Annotated in this window: 3 protein-coding genes; 2 read left to right on the top strand and 1 reads right to left on the bottom strand. The window is 72.6% G+C overall.

The genetic code is table 11. The features are described from left to right. Both GVN67_RS28510 and GVN67_RS28505 read left to right on the top strand, forming a co-directional pair. A partial coding sequence (locus GVN67_RS28510) for an amidohydrolase (protein WP_235035601.1) occupies positions 1–945 on the top strand: 945 nt, incomplete at its 5' end. 29 nt (positions 946–974) lie between these two features. Continuing rightward, positions 975–2,567: an ABC transporter substrate-binding protein gene (locus tag GVN67_RS28505; protein WP_160000682.1), complete on the top strand. Its 1,593-nt coding sequence runs from the start codon at positions 975–977 to the stop codon at positions 2,565–2,567. Positions 2,568–2,571: 4 nt separating this feature from the next. Here the strand turns inward: GVN67_RS28505 and GVN67_RS28500 are convergent. Continuing rightward, positions 2,572–3,430, bottom strand: an 859-nt coding sequence (locus GVN67_RS28500; RefSeq protein WP_160000681.1) for a hypothetical protein, incomplete at its 5' end; no start/stop codon positions are given.

Raw genomic sequence — 3,430 nt, 5'->3', positions numbered from 1 at the left:
GGCCCCGCCCCAGGAGTGCCCGCCATGGCCCAGCCCGACATGCCGCCGCCCGACACCGGACCAGTGATCGACGCCCATCACCACCTCTGGGACCTGTCGATGGGCCGCCATCCCTGGCTGGCGCCGGTGGGCGGGCTGACCGCGCTGGGCGATCTTTCCTATCTGCGGCACGACTACCTGGTCGACGACTTCGCCCGCGATGCCGAGGGCACCGGGGTGGTCGGCACCGTGCATATCGAAGCGCTGTGGGACCCGGCGCGCGACCCGGAGGAAGAGACCCTCTGGCTCGAGAGCCTGCCGCTGCGCGACGGCATCGCCACCCGCTGCATCGCCGCCTGCCCGCTGCAGGATCCGCGCGCCGAGGCGATCCTCGCGGCCCAGGCGCGTCACGCCCGGGTCGCCGGCATCCGCCAGACCATCCGCTGGCATCCCGACCCGGCGCAGCGCTGGAGCGCCGACAAGTTCTGGGAAAGCGACGCCTGGCAGCGCGGGCTTTCTCTCCTGCCCCGGCATGGCTTCCACCTCGAGCTGCTGATGAACCCCTGGGCGGCGCAGGATGTGGCGCGGCTGGCGGCGGACCATCCCGGGCTCGCCATCGTCATCAACCATTGCGGCTCGCCGATGGACCGCGACGCCGAGGGCATCCAGCGCTGGCGCGACGGGCTGGCCGCCATGGGGCGGCAGCCGAACATCCATCTGAAGCTGTCGAATTTCCCGCGCTACCTGTCGTCGCAGAGCCCTGCCGCGGCGGCTGAGGTTTTGGCGCCCGCCCTCGACGCCTTCGGGCCCGCGCGCTGCTTCTGGGGCTCCGACTATCCGGTGGCGCGGCGCGACACGACCTATGCCGCGGCGCTCGACATCTTCCGCGGCGGCATCGCCAGCCTGCCCGCCGCCGACCAACGCGCCCTGCTGCATGACAATGCGGCGCGGCTCCACCGCTTCTGACTTTCTTCCCGACCCGAGGACCGACCACCATGACCACCCGCCGCCAGCTTCTGGGCAGCCTTGCCGCGGGGGCGCTCGCCGCGCCGCTGGCGGCGCCGCGCCTGGCCCTCGCCCAGGATGCGCGCATCCTGCGCTTCGTCCCCAATGCCGACCTCGCGGTGCTCGATCCGGTCTGGACCACCGCCTATGTCACCCGCAACCACGCCATGCTGGTCTTCGACACCCTCTATGGCCACGACGCCGGCTACGTCCCGCAGCCGCAGATGGTCGAGGGGCATGAGGTCGCCGCCGACGGGCTGCAGTGGAAGCTGACGCTGCGCGAGTCCTTACGCTTCCACGACAACACGCCGGTGCTGGCGCGCGACGCGGTGGCCAGCATCCGCCGCTGGGGCGTGCGCGACGGCTTCGGCCAGCGGCTGATGGCGGCGACGGCCGAGCTCTCGGCGCCCGACGACCGCACCATCCTGTTCCGGCTGAAGGCGCCCTTCCCGCAGCTGCCGGACGCGCTGGGCAAGGGCACCAACAACCTCTGCGTCATCATGCCGCAGCGCCTGGCCGAGACCGACCCCTTCCGCCAGGTCACGGAAATGGTCGGCTCCGGCCCCTTCCGCTTCGTGGCCGAGGAGCGGGTGCCGGGCGCCCGCAACCTCTACCAGCGCTTCGACGGCTATGTTCCCCGCCAGGGCACGGCGAGCTTCATGGCCGGGCCGAAGCGCGCCCTGGTCGAGCGGGTGGAATGGACCACCATGCCCGACCCGACCTCGGCCGCCGGCGCGCTGCACACGGGCGGCATCGACTGGTGGGAGCTGCCGCCGCCCGACCTGCTGCCGATCCTGCGGCGCGACCGCGCGCTGAAGGTCGAGGTGCAGGACCCCAACGGCTATATCGGCATCCTGCGGCTGAACCACCTGCACGCGCCCTTCAACGACGCCCGGGTGCGCCGCGCGCTGCTGATGGCGGTCAACCAGGCCGACTTCATGCAGGCCGCCGTCGGCGACGACCGCAGCGCCTGGCGCGACGGCGTCGGCTTCTTCAGCCCCGAGACGCCGATGGCCAACAAGGCCGGCATCGAGGCCATCACCGGCCCGCGCGACCTGGACAAGGCCCGGGCCGAGATCGCCGCGGCAGGCTTCGCCGGCGCGCCGGTCACCCTGCTGGCGGCGACCGACCTGCCGATCCTGAACGCCATCGGCCTGGTGGCGGCCGACCTGTTCACCAAGCTCGGCTTCAAGCTGGACTATGTGGCGACCGATTTCGGCACGCTGATCCAGCGCCGCGCCAGCAAGGAGCCGCTGGACAAGGGCGGCTGGAGCGCCACCGCCTATTTCACCGGCGGCCTGGACCAGGCGAGCCCGGTGACCAACACCACGCTGTGGAGCAACGGCGCCGCCGCCGCCCCCGGCTGGCCGACCAGCGAGAAGATCGAGGCGCTGCGCACCGATTGGATCGCGGCGCCGGACCGGAGCGCGCAGCAGAAGGTGGCCGAGGCGATCCAGCTGCAGTCGCTGCAGGATGTGCCCTACGTTCCGCTCGGGCAGTACATCTTTGCCACGAGCTACCGCACCTCGCTCAAGGGCGTCGGCAAGGGCTTTCCGACGTTCTGGGGCGTCGAGAAGGGCTGAAGCACTACTCCCGGGCGTCGCGGAAACGCGGCGCCCGGGGCAGCAAAGCGAGCGCGACCAGCGCCATGGCGCCGAACCCCTGGGCCACCATGGCGGACAGCCCCGCCTGGCTGGCCCAGAAGCCGGCGCCCAGCACCCCGGCCGCCGCGGCCGTGTAGGTGGCAGCGCCGTAGAGCGAGGCACGACGCGCCTGCTCGGCCGGGCTGGCGCCACGGGTGACGGCCACCAGCCCCAGCCGATAGGCGATGCCGATGCCGGCACCGAAGCTGGCGAAGCCCGCCAAGGCCAGCGGCGCGGAGGTCAGCCAGGCCCCGCCCAGCAGCATCGCCAGCCCCGCCGCCACCGCGAGCTGCCCGGAGACGTTGGGGAAGCGCCGGCCGATCCAGGGGCTGGCCAGCTGGCCGCTGGCGCTGGCCACCATCATCAGGATGACGCCGAGCGCGCGCAGCAGCGGCTGGCCGCTTTCGGCGAAGAAGCTGGGCAGGAAGGTGATGGCGGCGCTGATCGAGACCCAGCAGCAGCAGCCGCTGAGCAGCGGCCACAGCATCGATTTTCTGTCGGTTGCTGCGGCGGCCTCGGCGGGGGCATGGGTGAAGGCGGCCCGGTTCTCGCTGGCGCGCCAGGCCAGGACCGGGACCAGCAGCACAAGAAGAAAAACGCAAGCCGCGGCATGGGCGTGGAAGACGCGGTGCAGGGCGCCCTCGGCCCAAAGCCAGACGCCGAGCTGCGACAGGCTGGTGCCGATCACCGCCCCCACCAGGTTGCCCGTGGCCGAGAGCGACCGCCCCCGCGCGCCCAGGCAGGCCACCACCAGCGCCGCCGCCGAGCCGGTGCCAAGCCCGCCCGCCAGCCCCGCCACCGCC

Origin of the sequence: Roseomonas sp. 18066, from assembly GCF_902706185.1 — a bacterium.
GTDB lineage: Bacteria > Pseudomonadota > Alphaproteobacteria > Acetobacterales > Acetobacteraceae > Pseudoroseomonas.
This window is presented reverse-complemented; position numbering and strand designations above follow the sequence as displayed.

What these genes read in the sequence shown, in the direction of transcription:
- GVN67_RS28505 (WP_160000682.1), top strand. Translation starts at nt 975, where the DNA reads ATGACCACCCGCCGCCAGCTTCTGGGCAGCCTTGCCGCGGGGGCGCTC.